Source organism: Streptomyces sp. NPDC043996 (assembly GCF_056435225.1).
On record NZ_JBWKEY010000002.1, the window covers coordinates 300,435 to 316,165 of the forward strand.

12 protein-coding genes are annotated in these 15,731 nt (G+C 74.4%); 5 read left to right on the plus strand and 7 right to left on the minus strand.

The genetic code is table 11. From position 1 onward, the window contains the following. Positions 1-28: 28 nt before the first annotated feature. The 3 genes from lanKC to AC07A4_RS05765 all read left to right on the plus strand — a co-directional run bounded on the left by lanKC (position 29) and on the right by AC07A4_RS05765 (position 5,309). Positions 29-2,593: a class III lanthionine synthetase LanKC gene (gene lanKC, locus AC07A4_RS05755; protein WP_478593464.1), complete on the plus strand. Its 2,565-nt coding sequence runs from the start codon at positions 29-31 to the stop codon at positions 2,591-2,593. After that, a complete protein-coding gene (locus AC07A4_RS05760) occupies positions 2,590-3,864 on the plus strand; it encodes an MFS transporter (protein ID WP_478593465.1) in 1,275 nt (424 codons plus the stop codon). Before lanKC ends, AC07A4_RS05760 begins: the two co-directional genes overlap by 4 nt. 86 nt (positions 3,865-3,950) lie before the next feature. After that, a complete protein-coding gene (locus AC07A4_RS05765) occupies positions 3,951-5,309 on the plus strand; it encodes a cytochrome P450 (RefSeq protein WP_478593468.1) in 1,359 nt (452 codons plus the stop codon). 90 nt (positions 5,310-5,399) lie between these two features. On the opposite strand, the gene AC07A4_RS05770 is transcribed toward AC07A4_RS05765, so the two are convergent. Together AC07A4_RS05770 and AC07A4_RS05775 are read right to left on the minus strand one after the other, a co-directional pair. Next, positions 5,400-6,137, minus strand: coding sequence for a S1 family peptidase (locus AC07A4_RS05770; RefSeq protein WP_478593470.1), 738 nt, complete (start codon positions 6,135-6,137; stop codon positions 5,400-5,402). A gap of 452 nt (positions 6,138-6,589) precedes the next feature. Further along, complete coding sequence (locus AC07A4_RS05775; protein WP_478593473.1) at positions 6,590-7,783, minus strand: S8 family peptidase; 1,194 nt, start codon at positions 7,781-7,783, stop codon at positions 6,590-6,592. A gap of 379 nt (positions 7,784-8,162) precedes the next feature. On the opposite strand from AC07A4_RS05775, the gene AC07A4_RS05780 reads away from it, so the two are divergent. Continuing rightward, on the plus strand, positions 8,163-10,055 hold the full coding sequence (locus tag AC07A4_RS05780) for a reprolysin-like metallopeptidase (RefSeq protein ID WP_478593475.1): 1,893 nt from the start codon (positions 8,163-8,165) through the stop codon (positions 10,053-10,055). A 45-nt stretch (positions 10,056-10,100) separates the two neighbouring features. Here the strand turns inward: AC07A4_RS05780 and AC07A4_RS05785 are convergent, their stop codons facing one another. Next, the gene (locus tag AC07A4_RS05785; protein WP_478593478.1) at positions 10,101-10,508 is read right to left on the minus strand and encodes a RidA family protein; all 408 of its coding nucleotides are present in this window, start codon (positions 10,506-10,508) and stop codon (positions 10,101-10,103) included. A gap of 147 nt (positions 10,509-10,655) precedes the next feature. Here AC07A4_RS05785 and AC07A4_RS05790 point away from each other — a divergent pair, with 147 nt between their 5' ends. Then, positions 10,656-11,036: a winged helix-turn-helix transcriptional regulator gene (locus tag AC07A4_RS05790; protein ID WP_478593481.1), complete on the plus strand. Its 381-nt coding sequence runs from the start codon at positions 10,656-10,658 to the stop codon at positions 11,034-11,036. A gap of 48 nt (positions 11,037-11,084) precedes the next feature. On the opposite strand, the gene araD is transcribed toward AC07A4_RS05790, so the two are convergent. From araD to AC07A4_RS05810, 4 genes are all read right to left on the minus strand, one after another. Further along, a complete protein-coding gene (araD, locus tag AC07A4_RS05795) occupies positions 11,085-12,815 on the minus strand; it encodes an L-arabinonate dehydratase (protein ID WP_478593483.1) in 1,731 nt (576 codons plus the stop codon). After that, complete coding sequence (locus tag AC07A4_RS05800) at positions 12,812-13,744, minus strand: dihydrodipicolinate synthase family protein (protein ID WP_478593485.1); 933 nt, start codon at positions 13,742-13,744, stop codon at positions 12,812-12,814. Before AC07A4_RS05800 ends, araD begins: the two co-directional genes overlap by 4 nt. Then, positions 13,741-14,397 carry a GntR family transcriptional regulator gene (locus tag AC07A4_RS05805; protein WP_478594357.1) on the minus strand — a complete coding sequence of 219 codons (657 nt, stop codon included), beginning with the start codon at positions 14,395-14,397 and terminating at the stop codon, positions 13,741-13,743. The genes AC07A4_RS05800 and AC07A4_RS05805 overlap by 4 nt, the downstream gene beginning before the upstream one ends. Before the next feature lie 369 nt (positions 14,398-14,766). Further along, entirely contained in the window at positions 14,767-15,540 is a 774-nt protein-coding gene (locus tag AC07A4_RS05810) for an IclR family transcriptional regulator (protein WP_478593487.1), read from the minus strand. Positions 15,541-15,731 lie beyond the last annotated feature (191 nt).

Below are 15,731 nucleotides of genomic sequence, written 5' to 3' on the forward strand. Positions count from 1 at the left end.
CGGCGCCTCCCGTGGAGGAGAACCCACCATGCTCGCTCAGGGCCATCTCGTCGCGGACTCCCGCTTCGTGGACGCGCTCGACCGCGTCGACGACACCGGACGCCGCTTCGCCCGCACCGGCAGCCCGCCGCCACCGGGCTGGCTGCGCGTGGAACGCGGCGGCTGGGTGAACCTCCACCGGACCGGCGCCGCGCTCCCGGGCCAGGGCTGGAAGATCCACGTCTCGGCCACGGCGGAGCGGGCCGAGCACGTCGTCGACACCGTGTGGGACTACTGCGTCGAGCACGGCGTCTGCTTCAAGTTCCTGCGCGGACCCGTCCTGTTCCAGCAGGTCAACAGCAAGCAGGCGCCGCGCCCCGCGGGCGGGAAGCTGGTGACCCTCTACCCCGGCGACGACAGCGCACTCGAACGCACCCTGACCGGCCTCGCACCGCTGCTTCGCGGGGTCCCCGGCCCGTACGTCCTCAGCGACCTGCGCTGGCAGGACGGTCCCTTGTACGTCCGCTACGGCGCGTTCGGCGTCGCCTACTGCTTCGCCCCGGACGGCGAGTACGTCCCCGCCCTCGCGGGACCCGGCGGGGCTCTGGTGCCCGACGTGCGGAGCGCTTCGTTCCGGGTGCCGCCGTGGGTGGAGCCGCCCGCCTTCCTGGCCGGGCCCATCGCGGCGGCGAAGGCGGGCACGCCGGGAGGGTTCCCGTACCGGGTGGAGAAGGCGCTGCACTTCTCCAATGGCGGCGGCGTCTACCGCGCCGTCGAGAAGGACACCGGGCGGCGCGTGGTGCTCCGCGAGGCGCGGCCGCACGCGGGCCTCGACGACCGGGGGCTCGACGCAGTGGCCCGCCTCGGGCACGAGGAGGCGATGCTGCGGCGGCTGGCCGGACTCGGCTGCGTGCCGCGCGTGTACGCCCGCACCCGGCACTGGGAACACCACTTCCTCGTCGAGGAGTTCATCGCGGGCGAGACGCTGCAGGAGGCCGTGGGGCGGCGGCACCCGCTGTTCCGCGACGCCGCGGGCGAGGCGGAGCTCGCGGCGTACACGCGCTGGGCCCTCGACGTCCTCGCGCGGATCGAGCGGGCCGTCGCCGAACTGCACGCCCGCGGCGTCGTGTTCGGCGACCTCCAGCCCGGAAACGTCATGGTGCGGCCCGACGACAGCGTCTGCCTGGTCGACTTCGAGACCGCCTTCGACGACGGCGAGGGCGGCGCGCCGCCGCTCGGCACCCCCGGGTTCACCGCCGCGTGGGCCCGCTCCGGGCGCGACGTGGACACCTACGGGCTCGCGGCCCTGACCCTCGCGCTGTTCTGCCCGCTGACGCCGCTGCTGCGCTTCGACCGGGACAAGCACACGGAGCTGACCGCGTGGACGCGGCGGCGCTTCCCCGTGCCCGCGGAGTTCACCGAGCGGCTGTGCGAGCGCCTGACGCCACCGGCCCACTGGCCGCGCGCCGCCGATGACGACGTGCCGCCCGACGACTCCCGCTGGCCGCTCGCGCATGGCGACGACGCGGCCTCGGCGCTTGACTCGATGGCCGAGGCGATCCTGCTCAGCGCGACGCCGGAGCGCCGGGACCGGCTCTTCCCCGGCGACGTACGGCAGTTCGACCAGCAGGGCGCTTCGCTGGCGTACGGCGCCGCGGGCGTCCTGCACGCCCTGCACGTCACCGGCCGCGGCGCGTATCCCGCGTCCGACCAGCACGTCGACTGGCTCATCGACGCCACGGCCCGGCTGCGGTGGCCGCGCCCCGGCCTGTACGACGGGCTCGCGGGCGTCGCGTACGTCCTGCGCGAGCTGGGCCGCGCCGACGAGGCGCGCGCGGTGCTCGCCCGCCTCGACGACATCGGCCTGGACGGCTGCGGCGCGGGCCTCTTCGGCGGCCTCGCGGGCATCGGCCTGACGCGGCTGCACTTCGGTGACGCGGCCGCGGCCGAGGCCCTCGGGCAGCGGCTCGCCCGCGTCGTCGACGGCGGTGAGCCGCTGCCGGGCCCGGCGGACGCCGTGGGGCTCACGCACGGCTGGTCGGGACCGGCCCTGCTGTTCACGCGGCTGCACGAGGCGACGGACGACGACCGGTGGCTCGGCCTGGCCGAGCGCGCCCTCGCCCGGGACCTCGGCCGCTGCGGCGCGCCCCGCGAGGGCGTGCTCGCCGTGCGCGACGGGCAGCGGTGGCGCACGACCCTGGACCGCGGCAGCGCGGGCATCGCCCTCGTCATCGACGCCTTCCTCCAGCGCCGCCACGACCCGCACCTGGCGCGGCTCCAAGGTCGCGTCCACGACGGCCTGGGGACAGAACTCCTCCTGTCCCCAGGCCTCTTCGACGGCCAGGCGGGGCTCCTCCACGCCATCGCCCACCTGGCCGGCCCAGGCTCCGCGGTGCGCCCGCACCTGCGGAGCCTGGGCCTTCACTGCGTGCGCTTCCAGGGGCGGCGGGCCTTCGCGATGGACGGGCTGCTGCGGCTCTCGATGGACCTGGCCACCGGCACCGCCGGGGTGCTCCTGGCCGTGCACACCGCCCTCGCGGGCGGCCAGGCCCCCACGCCGCACGCTCCCCTGCCGCTGCTGCGGGCCCGCGCGACGGAGGGAACGCCTGCGTGAAGCGCCGGGTGCCCGCGGCGGACAGCCTCCGCCGCAACCGGGACTTCCAGCTCCTGTGCGCCGGGCAGGGCCTGTCCCTGCTGGGCTCGGGCGCGTCCGCCGTCGCGCTGCCGCTGCTCGTGCTGCAGCTGACCGGATCGCCGCTGCGTGTCGGCCTGGTGGGGGCGGTGTGGACGGGCTCGCTCGCGCTCGCCTGCCTGCCCGCGGGCCCGGTCGCCGACCGCTTCGACCGCCGCACCGTGCTCCTTGTGTGCGAGGCGGGCCGGGCCGCGGCGAGCACGGCCCTCGCGGCGGCGGTGCTCGCCGGGCTCGCCTCGCTGCCCGTCCTGCTGGCCGCGGGCGCCGTCCTCGGCTTCCTCACCGCGCCGTTCAACGCCGCGCTCCTGCCCCTGGTGCGCGAGGTGGTGCCCGCGCACAAGCTGGCCACGGCGCTCGCCGTGAACCAGGCGCGCGGGCAACTGGCCTATCTGCTGGGTCCTGTGCTCGGGGGCGCGCTGTTCGGCGCGGGAGCGAGCTGGCCGTTCTGGCTCGACGCGGCGTCCTACAGCGTCTCGGCGGCCTGCGTCCTCGCCCTCGCGGTCCGTCCCGGCGCGCCCGCGCGGACACGGCAGGTCTGGTGGCGGTCGTTCACCGCGGGCCTGCGGTTCCTGTGGCGCGAGCGGCTCCTGCGGCGCCTCACGCTGGTGGCGTCGGCGCAGAACTTCGCCTTCGACGGCGTGTACTTGGCGATCGTGGTGACCACCGCGCGCGAGGGCGCGTCGGGCCTTTCGGTGGGCGCGGTCACGGCGGCGTCGGCGGCCGGGGCGATGACCGGCGTCGTGCTCGCCCCGTACGCGGGGCGACGGCTGCGCCCATCGGCGCTGCTCCTGTTCACCGGGGCCCTGTGCGCGGCCCTCGTGGGCGCGATGGCGCTCGCCCCGGGTGCGGCGGTGCTCGCCGCGCTGCTCGCGGGGTGCTCCCTCGCGGTGGCCGTCTCGGGGTCGGTGATGACGCTCGCGCGCCTGCTCCGCACCCCCTCGGACCTCCAGGGCCGGGCGAACAGCGCGATCGGCCTGCTGTTCATGGCGACGCCCCCGCTCGGCGCCGCGCTGGCCGGGGTGCTCCTGGACGGCTTCCCAGGACCGGCCGTCTTCCTGCTGTTCGCGGCGCTGCTCGCGGTGCTCGCCGTGCTGTCACCGGGCGCGGACACGTTCCGGCCGCCCGCGTCCGCGGAGGAGGCCGCGGGCCGCCCCGGCGGTACGGGCCAGACGCGGGCGCCCGCGCTGGACTGAACCGAACGCCCCGGTGCCGCCCGCCTGATCGCGGCCCGCCTCCTGTGACACGCTGCCCTGGAGCGGCTTCTCGACGAGGAGGCACCATGCGCATACCCGGCCCCGAGCCCCGGCCCGACGGCGGCCTCAGCGCTGTCGTGGAAGCGGGCGGACTCCACACCTACCAACTGCGGCTGCACGCCGAGTACGGGCCCGTCGTGCGGTTCCAACTGCCGGGCGCCGAGACGGCCGTGTCGGTCGCCGACGCCGTACTCCTGGAGGCCACGGCCCATCTCGACGAGCGGCCCAAGGACCTGTTCGCGTTCCTGGATCCGCTGTTCGAGACGGGCAACCTGCAGGTCCTGCCCGCGGCCGAGCACGCTCCGCTGCGCCGCCTGCTGCTCGAAGTGCTCGCCGGACGCCCGTCCCACGAGCGGCACTTCGCGGGTTTCACCGCACTGGCCACGGAGCTCGCCGACCGCTGGGCCGAGCGGGGCGGCGAGGAGCCCCTCGCGCTCCAGAAGGACCTCACCGCGCTGACGCTGCGCATGATCTGCCAGTACGCGCTCGGCGGGCAGGTCTCCGACCCTGACCGGGTCATCGCCTCGTTCGAGGACGTGCTCACCGAATACCTGGGGCGGCTCTACCAGATCCCCGCCAAGGACACGGAGGAGCGGCGTGCCCAGCGGGCTCGGGACGCCCTCGCCCAATTGCGCGCGACGGTCGACGAGGTCGTCGCCGCGCACCACGCGGACGGCGAAGGACCGAACGGCGGCGCCAGCGACCGCGGCGACCGCAGTGACCGCAGTGACCTCATCCGAGCCCTCATCGAGGCCGGTGAGCGCCCCGCGCGCATCCGTGACCTCGTGATGGTGGCGATGCTGGCCGCCCATCACACCACGGGCGTGGCCGTCTCCTGGACCCTGCACCTGCTGGCGCGCCACCCCGAGGTCACCGAGCGGATCGGCCGGGAACTGGACGAGGTGCTCGGCGACCGGGCGGCGCCCGCGTACGCCGACCTGCGGCGGCTCACCCTCCTGGAGAGGGCGGTCAAGGAGTCGATGCGGCTGTACCCGCCGGGTCCTTACGGCGCGCGCCTGACGACGGAGCCCCTCGTCCTCGGCGCCTACGAGATCCCCGCCGGGACCACGGTCTTCTACCCGTTCTGGGCCGTCCACATGAACCCCGACCACTGGCCCGAGCCGGAGGAGTTCAGGCCCGAGCGGTTCACTCCCGAGGAGGCGGCGAAGCGGCCGAGGCTCGCCTACCTTCCCTTCGGCGTCGGCCAGCGCGGCTGTGAGGGCGCCGCCTTGGCCATGGTCGAGGCCGAACTGGTCCTCGCCGCCCTGCTCAAGCGCTTCCGGTTCGCTCCCGTGCCCGGGCACGAGGTGGTCCCCGTCGAGCGCTTCGTCCTCTGGGCGGCCGACGACATCCTCATGACCGCGACCCCGCGGACGCCGGGGTGAGCCCGCCCGGCGCGCCACCGTCCGCCGTCGGGGCGCGCCGGGCCGCCGTACCCCCTTCGCGCGGGCGAGGCGCGAAGGGGACGGCCGGGCTCAGACTCCGGCCACGCTCTGGATCCAGGAGCGGTACGCCGTCACGTTCGTGTACGCGGTCGTGGTCTGCCGGTCACTGGTGGAGGCGACGCCGACCTGGATGCCGCCCGCGTTCATCGGGCCGCCCGAGTCGCCGCCCGCGGTGATGCCGTTGCCGCGGCGGGCGCAGATGGCCCGGCCGCCGTAGGCGTCGGTGCAGCCGCCGGTCACGGTGACGTTGGCGACCTTCAGGAGCCGGGACTGGCAGTTGATCTCGGACCCGCACTGGGAGGTGGCGCCCCAGCCGTAGACCTGCACGCTCTGGCCGACCTGGACGGAGCCCGGGTCGCCCAGGCGCGAGTAGGTGGCCGACACCGAGCGGTCGAGCTTGACCAGGGAGATGTCGGCGGTCGAGTGGTTGGTGACGCTGGTGCCGTTGGCCGTGGTGCCGCCCGTGGTCTGGTCGAGGCTGCCGATGCGGAACGAGAGGCCGCCGCCGCTGACGCAGTGCTTCGCGGTGAGGATCCAGGTCGGGGCGATGATCGTGGCGGTGCACGTCTGGCGGCCGTTGGAGAACAGGCGGGCCGCCCAGGGCGCGTTGTCGGCGTAGCCGCCGCCGATGATCGGCTGGACGCCGGTGGTGGAGGGCGCGCTCGGCGCGCCGCCGGACGCCGAGGCCTGTGCCGCCGCGGTGGGGGCGAGCCCGAGGACGGTCAGCGCCGTCGCCGCGAGGGCGGGGACGAGTCTGGATATTCGCACGGTCGTCTCCATTGTGTGGGGGTGTGGAACGTCCTTCTTGAGGACCGAGCCACATAGACATGCGGGCCACATGGACATGCGGAGCCGCATAGTCATGCGGGCCGCATAGATATGCGGCGATGCCGTGCACGCGCGAGGCCGGTAAGCCTGTCACGTGCATGCCACTTTCGGCCCTGGCGAATCTGACAGACGCGCATCCGCCGACGCAAGAGGTTGACCACTGGAACTTGTCGGCACCGGCCTCGCCGCCGCCCCCTTCGGGATCAACTAGGCAGTGAAGAGGCATGGGTTGAGCCGACAAGGAAGGGCCCGGGCCGCCCGCTCGGGCGCGACGCGCGACTCCGGGCGCCGCGAGCGGAGTGACACCGAGTCACCTCACCGAGGCGCGCGCCAACTACCCCCGTAGAGATGCATATGTGCGCATAGCCAAGCCGACAGAGCCGCGCCCGGCCTCAGTCGCGCGCGGTGTCCGGCTCGTCCGGGGTGACGTACAGCAGGCGGTTCGGCGAGCCGGGGGTCACGGAGAGCACGTCGGGGGTGGCCGCGGCGACAAGTCGCTGCCGCAGGGCCTCGGGCGTGCTCGCCGGGGACTCGTCGAGTGCGAGCAGCGCGGCCCCGGTGGCATAGGGCGCGGCGAGCGACGTGCCGTTGGCGGTGACGGAGCCGCCGCCCATCCTGGCCCCGGTGACTTGGTGCCCGGGCGCGTAAAGGCCCAGGCAGCGGCCGTAGTTGCTGGTCGAGGACTCCGTGTCGGCGCTGGTGCTGTTGCCGACCGCGAGGACGCTGGAGGCGCTGGCGGGCGAGCGCGTGCAGGCGTCGCTCGCCTGGTTCCCCGCGGCGGCCACGGTCAGGATGCCGCGCCGCGCGAGGTTGTCGGCGGCGGTGTTGATGGCCGCGGACCTGATCGAGCTCAGCGAGGAGTTCGCCACGGACGCCGGTGCCGCGTTCGCCGCGATCCACTCGTACCCGGCGAGCAGCCCCTCACTGGTGCCCTTGTTCTCGCAGTCAAGGACCTTCACCGACACCAGGTGGGCCTTGCGGGCCACTCCGTACGTACGGCCGCCCGCCAGCGAGGCCACGTTCGTGCCGTGGCCGTAGCAGTCCTCGGCCGCCCCGCCGAAGGCGTCGAAGCCCCGTACGGCACGGCCTTCGAACTCGGTGTGGGCGACGTCGATTCCGCTGTCGACGATGTAGGCCGTCGTCCCCTCGCCGTCCTCGTCGGGCGTGAACGACTGGTCGAGGGGCAGGGCCCGCTGGTCGATGCGGTCGAGGGCCCAGGAGGCGGTGGGCTCCCGGTGGCGGGCCCGCGGCGCGCTACCGGCTCCGGAGACCACGCCGACCTGTTCCACCGCCCTCACCCCCGGCAGGCGGCGCACCTCCCGCAGCCGCTCGGGGCTCAGGTCGGCGGAGAAGCCGTTGAACACCGCGCGGAACGTCTGGCGCACCGGCAGCCGCCAGCGCTCCACGGCCCGGTCCGAGGCCACGCCCGGCGCCAGTGTGACGAGGTAGCGGCCCGGCACCGCGTCGGCCGTCTCGTGCAGCGGAGCCGGGGTCCGCGGCTCGGTGGCGACAGCGGTGGCGGCGGGGGCGCCGAGCACGCCGGAGGCGAGGGCGGTGGCGACGGCGTACCAGGGCGACAGGCGCATGGGGGCTCCTCGGTGGCGGCGGGCGCGGCGGCCGGTCGGCCGCTGTGTCATCTGTCACCGCGTCACCTCCTCGGCTACCAGCGCGCCACACGCGTGGAGTACACCGGCCGCCTCCGCCTCGCGGTGGACGTCATACGTGACACCGCCCGGGACGGCCCGGAGCGGTCCGGGGAGACGGGCTCCGCGCGGGGGCCGGGGGCGCCGGGCCCGGGGCTCCGCCCGCGGCGCCCTGTTCACCCCGCCCGCGCGGCCATTCGGCCGCTCTCCTCCCGCGCTCCCCACCGCGCCGGGTGATCGTGCAGGTGTCCGGCCCGCTCCTACGGCCTCATACCGCCGCCACCCGCTCGAAGCACCAAGCACGAAACGCAAAGGAGCCTTCATGATCCTGGTCAAAACCGCCGCCCTCGGCGCTGTCGCCGCGCTCGCCGCCACCCTGCCCGCCGCCCCGGGCACGGCCGCCGCGCCCTCCCCCGGCGGGCCCGGTCTGCCCGGCCTGCTGCGCTCGGGCGAGGTCACCTGGGGCGAGGACGCCTTCCGCCCGCTGTGCCGACGCGCGGGCGCGGCGGCGCCCGACCGCCGCGCCCTGCCGCTGTTCGACGGCAAGAAGGTCACCGCGCACGCCGTGAAGGTCTCCCGCGACCGCGAGGGCACCCTCCTGTGGAGCGGCCACCTGGCCGGGCGCGCCGACCGGCCGGTCACGCTCGCGGTCGACGGGGCATGCGCCAAGGGCGCGCCGCGGGTCGCCGGGGAGATCCACGACGGCCAGGTGCGCTACGCGCTGGAGGCCGTGCGCCCCGGCGTCTCCCGCCTCCGCTCCTTCGACACCGCGCGCCAGACGCCGCTCGTACGCGACGGACTGCGCCTGGCGAAACCGGCACGGCCCGCGAACCCACCCGGAAGACGGGCCGAACCCGCGCCCACCGACCCCGTCATCGACGTGCTGATCGGCTACACCCCGGAGACGGCCGCGGCGACGGACGGCGGGGCCGCGGCCCTCGAACTCCAGGCCAAGGCCGCCGTCGAGGGCACCAACCAGAGTTACGCCGACAGCCAGGTGAAGGCCCGCCTCAACCTGCTCGGGACGTTCGAGACGCCGAGCTGGAGCGGCGCGGACAGCGACATGGACGGCATGACGAACGCGCTGGCCAACCCCGACGACCCGCGCTACGCCGAGGACTGGGCCACCAGCGTCCGCGCCACCCGGGACGAGAAGGGCGCCGACCTCGTCCACGTCCTTTCCAAGTTCACGCCTCCCGAGGGCCTGTACACGGCCGGGACGGGCATGACCCCCTCGCTGCCCCGGCTCATGCCGGGCGACAACGCCAAGTACGGCACCGACGACTCCGGGTTCGGCGCGCAGCAGGCCGACACCTTCGGCACCCACCACCTCGCCCACGAGATCGGCCACAACTTCGGCCTCAACCACGACTACGTCACCGACCCCATCGACAAGAGCGAAGACAACTACCGGGACGGCAACTTCAACCCCTACTACCCGGACAACCACGGCTTCCTGCCCGAGAAGCGCACCTGGGTCGACATCATGGGCTACAACATGAGCTGCGCGGACGAGGACGTCTGTGAGAACAAGATGTGGTTCTCCAACCCCCTCCAGGAGTACGAGGGCAAGCCGCGCGGCGTGGCGCTCGGCTCGCCGCAGCCCGCCGACTCCACCCGCGTCATGAACCTCACGGGACCGGTCCTGGCCAACTACCGCACCCCCGCCGAGAGCACCGCCCCCAAGCGCCACGCGCTCACGGCGGTCCCCCAGGACGGCACCGGCGGCAAGGTCTCCGTCGCCTCCACGGGCCTGTTCGCCACCGGCGACCAGGTCACGGTCACCGCGACGCCGGACTCCGGCTTCCAGGTCGACCGGTGGACCGTCGACGGCAAGGTGCAGCCGACGCGTGCGGGGTCCCTGAGCGTCACGATGGACAGCGACCACTTCGTGACCGTGAAGTTCGTCAAGGCCGGTGCCAAGCTCAGCCCGATCCCGGCCGCGCTCACCGCCGTCAGCCCCGCGCAGGGCTCCGTCAAGGGCGGCTACACCGTCACGCTCACCGGCGGCGGGCTCACCGGCACCACCCAGGTCCTGGCGGGCACCCCGACAGCGGGCGGCTTCCGGGGCGTCGCGGCCACGAACGTGCGCGTCGTCGACGACACCTTGGTCACGTTCACCGCGCCCGCCTATCCGCAGGCGGGCCCCGTGCAGTTCGCCACGGCCCGGGGCGGCGCGCTGACCGCGTCCATCGCCTTCACGTACACCGGCTGAGGCACGTACATCGGCGCGGGCGGCTTCTCGGGCCGCCCGTGCCGCTCAGTCGATGACCGCCGTGGCCTCGATCTCCACCAGGTGCTCGGGCACGTCGAGGGCGGCGACGCCGAGCAGGGTGGCGGGCGGGGCCGCGGTGACGCCGAGGCGCGCGGCCGAACGAGTGAGGCCCGCCATCAGCTGGGGCATCTTGTCGGGGGTCCAGTCGACGACGTGGACGGTCAGCTTCGCGACGTCGTCGAAGGTGGCACCGGCCGCGGCCAGGGCGGTGCCGACGTTGAGATAGCACTGGGCGACCTGGGCGGCGAGGTCCCCCGCGCCGACGGTGCCGCCGCCGGCGTCCCAGGAGACCTGTCCGGCGACGAAGACGAGCCGGGCGCCGGAGGCGATCGACACCTGTCGATAGGCGTCGATCTCCGGCAGTCCCGGGGGGTTGATCAGGGTGATGGCCATGCTGTCCGCCTGGTGGTCATGAGCCGTCGTCGGCACGCGTGGAGCGAGCGCGGCCGGGTCGACCGCGCTCTCTTGTGGTTACTCAGGAACCGTAGGAGAGTCACCCCTGGCGGGGAAGAACGCACTTTTCGGTGACAGGGGAACCAGATGGTGACCAAGCAGTTCCAGGGCTCGGCCGAGGACGCGGACCTGACCCGCGCGGACTCCCTGGCCCGCGAGATCTTCTCGGACGTCGCCAACAAGTGGGCGCTGCTGATCATCGAGTCGCTCGGTGACGACACCCTGCGCTTCAGCCGGCTGCGCGACGAGGTCGAGGGCATCAGCCACAAGATGCTCACCCAGAACCTGCGGATGCTGGAGCGCAACGGACTCGTCGAGCGGACGGTGCATCCGACCGTGCCGCCGCGCGTCGAGTACACCCTCACCGAGGCGGGCCGCGGCCTGCGCGCGACCGTCGACGGCATGTGCGCCTGGACGCAGCGCTATCTGGGCCACATCGAGGCGTCCCGGAGCCGCTTCGACTCCTGAGGCCGCGTCAGGGCCAGGCGGCGCGCGGCGCCCGGGCACCAGGGCCGCTCAGCCCGCGTACGGCTCCGGCACCTCGCCCGGCCTGGCGAGGAAGTCGAAGTCGCAGCCGGTGTCGGCCTGGGTGACGTGTGCGGAGTACAGCGCGCCGTAGCCGCGCTCAAACCGTTCGGGCGGCGCGGTCCACGCGGCGCGGCGGCGCCGCAGCTCCTCGTCGGACACGTTCAGGCGCAGGCTGCGGGCGGCGACGTCGAGGGTGACGCTGTCCCCGTCGCGCACCAGGGCGAGGGGACCGCCGACGTGCGACTCGGGTGCCACGTGCAGGACGCACGCCCCGTACGAGGTGCCGCTCATCCGCGCGTCGGAGATCCGCACCATGTCCCGCACCCCCTGGGCGAGCAGGTGCGCGGGGATGGGCAGCATGCCGTACTCGGGCATGCCGGGCCCGCCCTGGGGACCGGCGCCGCGCAGCACGAGCACGCTGTCGGCGGTGATGCCGAGGGCCGGGTCGTCGATGGTCCGCCGCAGGGTGCGGTAGTCGTCGAAGACGACGGCGGGGCCGGTGTGCGCGAGCAGCCGCGGCTCGGCGGCGATGTGCTTGATGACGGCGCCGTCGGGGCACAGGTTGCCGCGCAGGACGGCCACGCCGCCTTCGGCCGCGACCGGGTCGTCACGGGTGCGGATCACGTCGTCGTCGTGGACGCGCGCCCCCGCGAGCTGCGCGCCGAAGCGGCCGTTGACGGTGGGCCGATCCAGGTGGAGCAGGTCGGTGACGCGGGACAGGAACCCGGGCAGGCCGCCCGCGCAGTGGAAGTCCTCCATCAGGTGCGTGCGCCCGCCGGGCCGTACGTTCGCGAGGACCGGCACGGTGCGGGCGGTCCGGTCGAAGTCGTCCAGGGTGAGCCGCACCCCGGCGCGCCCGGCCAGGGCGATCAGGTGGATCACGGCGTTGGTGGAGCCGCCGATCCCGAGCACGGTGGTCACCGCGTCCGCGAAGGCCTCGGCGGTGAGGATCAGCGAGGGGGTGAGCGCGCTCCAGGCGAGGGCGACGGCGCGCCGCCCGGCGGCCGCGGCGAGCCGCTCGTGCCCGGAGTCGACGGCCGGGACCGACGAGGCGCCCGCCAGCGTCATGCCCAGGGCCTCGGCGGCGGCGGTCAGGGTGGAGGCGGTGCCCATCGTCATGCAGTGGCCCGGCGAGCGGGCGAGGCCTTCCTGCAGGCCGCGCAGCTCGCACTCGCTCAGGGTCCCGGCGCGGTACTCGTCCCAGTACTTCCACATGTCCGTGCCCGAGCCGATCCTTTCGCCGCGCCAGTGCCCCGGCAGCATGGGCCCGGCGGGCACGAACACGGCGGGGACGTCGGCGGAGGCGGCGCCCATGAGCAGGGCCGGGGTGGTCTTGTCGCAGCCGCCGAGCAGCACGGCGGCGTCGACGGGATAGGACCGCAGGAGTTCCTCGGTCTCCATGGCCAGCAGGTTGCGGTACAGCATGGGGGTGGGCTTCTGGAACGTCTCGGAGAGCGTGGCGACGGGGAACTCCAGGGGGAAGCCGCCGGCCTGCCACACCCCGCGCTTGACGGCCTGGGCGCGTGCGCGCAGATGCGTGTGGCAGGGGTTGATGTCGGACCAGGTGTTGACGACGGCGACCACCGGACGGCCCCGGTACTCCTCGGCCTCGTAGCCGAGTTGGCGCATCCGGGCGTGGTGCGACCACGCGCGCAGCCCCTCCGTGCCGTACCACCGGTGGGAGCGCAGCTCCTCGGGCCGCAGGCGGGGGCGGCTCACCGGGACCACCGCGCCGCGAGGGCGGCCACCTCGGCGCGGTCCGCCTCGGGCAGCTCCTTGCCCGGCGGGCGCACGTCGCGGCGGCACAGGCCGAGCCCGGCGAGGGCCTCCTTGACGACGGAGACGTTGTTGGCGGAGCCGTCGGCGCCGCGCAGCTCCTCGAAGCGGCGGATCCGCTCCCAGATCCTCATGGCCGCGGGGTAGTCGGCCGCGCGCAGCGCCGCCAGCAGGGCGAGCGAGACGCCGGGGGCGACGTTCACCAGGCCGGAGGTGAATCCGGTGGCGCCCGCCGAGAAGTACGCGGGGGCGTACGGCTCGGCGAGTCCGGCGATCCAGACGAACCGGTCGAGGCCCGCGTCGCGCGCGAACCCCGCGAAGCGCGCGGCGTCCGGCACCGCGTACTTGACGCCGATGACGTTCGGGCAGGCATCGGCGAGTTCGGCGATCCTTGCCCCGGGCAGGGCGGGCAGCCTGACGTAGGGGACCACGCCGAGGCCGGGCACGGCCTCGGCGACGGCGCGGTGGTAGTCGACCCATCCGGCGGCCGAGACGTAGGGGTGGGCGGGCTGGTGCACCATCACCATCTGGGCGCCCGCCCCGGCGGCGTGCCGGGCGGCGGCGACGGCCGAGGGCACGTCGTGGCCGACGCCGACGACGACGGCCGCCTCGCCCGCGGCCGCCTCGACGGCGGTCTCGGTGACGGCGCGCCGTTCGTCGGGGGTGAGCGTGTGGAACTCCCCGGTGTTGCCGCCCGGGGTCAGCGTGCGCACGCCGCCGTCGACCAGGCGGCGCAGCAGGGCGCGCAGCGCCGTGTGGTCGACGGTGCCGTCCTCGGCGTACGGGGTGACGGGGATGGCGACGACGTCGGCGAGGGCGGCGCGCTCGGCGCCGAAGGCATCGGCGGGCGGGTGGCTGGGCGGGGCGGTCATGGCTGCTCCCCTTCCTCCCGGGGTGCGGGGAAGGCGCGTTGGACGAACGACGCGATGTGGTCGCGCAGGGCAGCGGACGCTCCCCGCGCGTCCCCGGCGAGGGCCAGGTCCAGGAGGTGCCGGTGCTCGGCGGCCTCCCGGTCCCAGGAAGGGTCGGCGGCCCAGGCCACAGCGGAGACGAGCGCGGCCTGGTCGCGGACCTCGTCGAGCATCCGGGCGAGCAGCGGGTTGCCGCAGGGCAGGTACAGGGCGCGGTGGAAGTCGCGGTTGGCCAGGGAACGTTCGGCGGTGTCGGCCGCGCCGTCCGCGCGGCGCAGGGCCTCTTCGGCGGCGTCGAGGGCGGCGGCGCGGCGCACCGTGCGGCGCAGCGCCTCGGGTTCGAGCAGCAGGCGCACGTCGTAGACCTCGCGCGCCATGGCGGCGTCCACCCTGCGCACGGTGGCGCCCTTGTACTGGCTCATCACCACGAGGCCGGTCCCGGCCAGGGTCTTCAGGGCCTCGCGCACGGGGGTCTTGGAGACGCCGAACCACGCGGCCAGCTCGGCCTCGACCAGGGCCTGTCCGGGTCTGAGGCCGCCGGTGAGGATGCGGCGCTTGATCTCTTCGAGGACGACTTGCGTACGGGAGGGGATGGGGGCGGGCACGGCGGCCATGGGTGCCTCCAGCTCTCGTCGGTCCACGCCTCGCACAGCACATCTCATATATGACGTATGACGTGTCCACGTTAAGAGTGGAGGGGCATGGAGTCAACGCCCGCGCACAGCGCGCGAGTTGGCGAGCACACGCCCTTCCCCGGCGCACACACCCTTTCCCGGCGCACACGCGCTTCCGCACAGCGCACGCTCCACGAAGCACGCGCCCCGCGCACCCCACGCTTTTCGGAACGCACAGTTTTCGGAACGCACAGTTTTCGGAACGCACAGTTTTCGGAACGCGTGCTTCGCAAAGCCAGGTGCACGCGCGCGTGCTGGAGCCCCCGCGAGGGGGAGCGCCCCGCACCGGGCATCGCTCCGGGCGGGCCCCTAGCGGGTTTCCCGGTGCCCCAGGCGCACGGACAGGTCGCCCGCGCCCTTGAGGGCGAGCTCGCCCAGTTCGTGCGCGCGCTCCTCGCTCCAGCGGACCATCGGCACGGAGACGGACAGGGCGGAGACCACCTCGCCCGTACCGTCCCGCACCGGGGCGGCCACGCAGCTCACGTCCGGGTTGGCCTCGCGCTGTTCGACGGCGGTGCCGCGGCGCCGGATCACGGCCAGCTGGGCCCGCAGCGCGTCGGCGTCGGTGATGCTGTTCGGGGTGAGCGCCACGAGCTCGCCGTTCTCGGCGAGGCGCAGCTCGAGCTCCTCCTCGGGCAGGGAGGCAAGCAGCATCTTGCCGACCGCCGTGCAGTGGGCGGGCAGCCTGCGGCCCGGCGCGGAGACCATGCGCACGGCGTGGATGGAGTCGACCTTGGCGATGTAGATGACGTCCAGGTCCTCCAGGACCGCGACGTGGACGGTCTCGTCACAGGTCTCGGCGACCTCGCGGGCCACGCGCTGCCCCTCGGCGGCGAGGTCGAGCTGTTCCGCGTAGCGGCTGCCCAGCTGGTAGGAGCGCACCCCCAGGCGGTAGCGCCCTGCCTGCTCGGGCACCGGCACCAGGTAGGAGCGGGCCGCGAGCGTGGTGAGCAGCTCGTGCACGGTGGTGCGGGGCAGCGCCAGCTCGCGGACGATGTCCGGGGCGGAGCGCGTGCCGTCGCCCTCCAGGAACAGTTCGAGTATGTCCAGCGCCCGGGTCACCGCCGGTACAAGTCGCCCCACGGCCACGCACCCACCCTTCGTCCTTGTATGAGAAAGCGGCAGCTGACCGGTGCGGCGCACACGGCGAACACGGGCCGGGGCGCACCAACCGCGTCGGCCATCATGCCGCCGGCACCGGGCGGGGGCCACGGCGGTGTTTCCGACGCGGAGGCCGGAAACCACCGGCGTGCGAACGGCGTGCGAACGGCGCC

Coding starts and splice junctions, on each gene's coding strand:
- lanKC (WP_478593464.1), top strand. CDS start 29: ATGCTCGCTCAGGGCCATCTCGTCGCGGACTCCCGCTTCGTGGACGCG.
- AC07A4_RS05765 (WP_478593468.1), top strand. CDS start 3,951: ATGCGCATACCCGGCCCCGAGCCCCGGCCCGACGGCGGCCTCAGCGCT.
- AC07A4_RS05775 (WP_478593473.1), bottom strand. CDS start 7,783: ATGCGCCTGTCGCCCTGGTACGCCGTCGCCACCGCCCTCGCCTCCGGC.
- AC07A4_RS05780 (WP_478593475.1), top strand. CDS start 8,163: ATGATCCTGGTCAAAACCGCCGCCCTCGGCGCTGTCGCCGCGCTCGCC.
- AC07A4_RS05785 (WP_478593478.1), bottom strand. CDS start 10,508: ATGGCCATCACCCTGATCAACCCCCCGGGACTGCCGGAGATCGACGCC.
- AC07A4_RS05790 (WP_478593481.1), top strand. CDS start 10,656: ATGGTGACCAAGCAGTTCCAGGGCTCGGCCGAGGACGCGGACCTGACC.
- AC07A4_RS05800 (WP_478593485.1), bottom strand. CDS start 13,744: ATGACCGCCCCGCCCAGCCACCCGCCCGCCGATGCCTTCGGCGCCGAG.
- AC07A4_RS05805 (WP_478594357.1), bottom strand. CDS start 14,397: ATGGCCGCCGTGCCCGCCCCCATCCCCTCCCGTACGCAAGTCGTCCTC.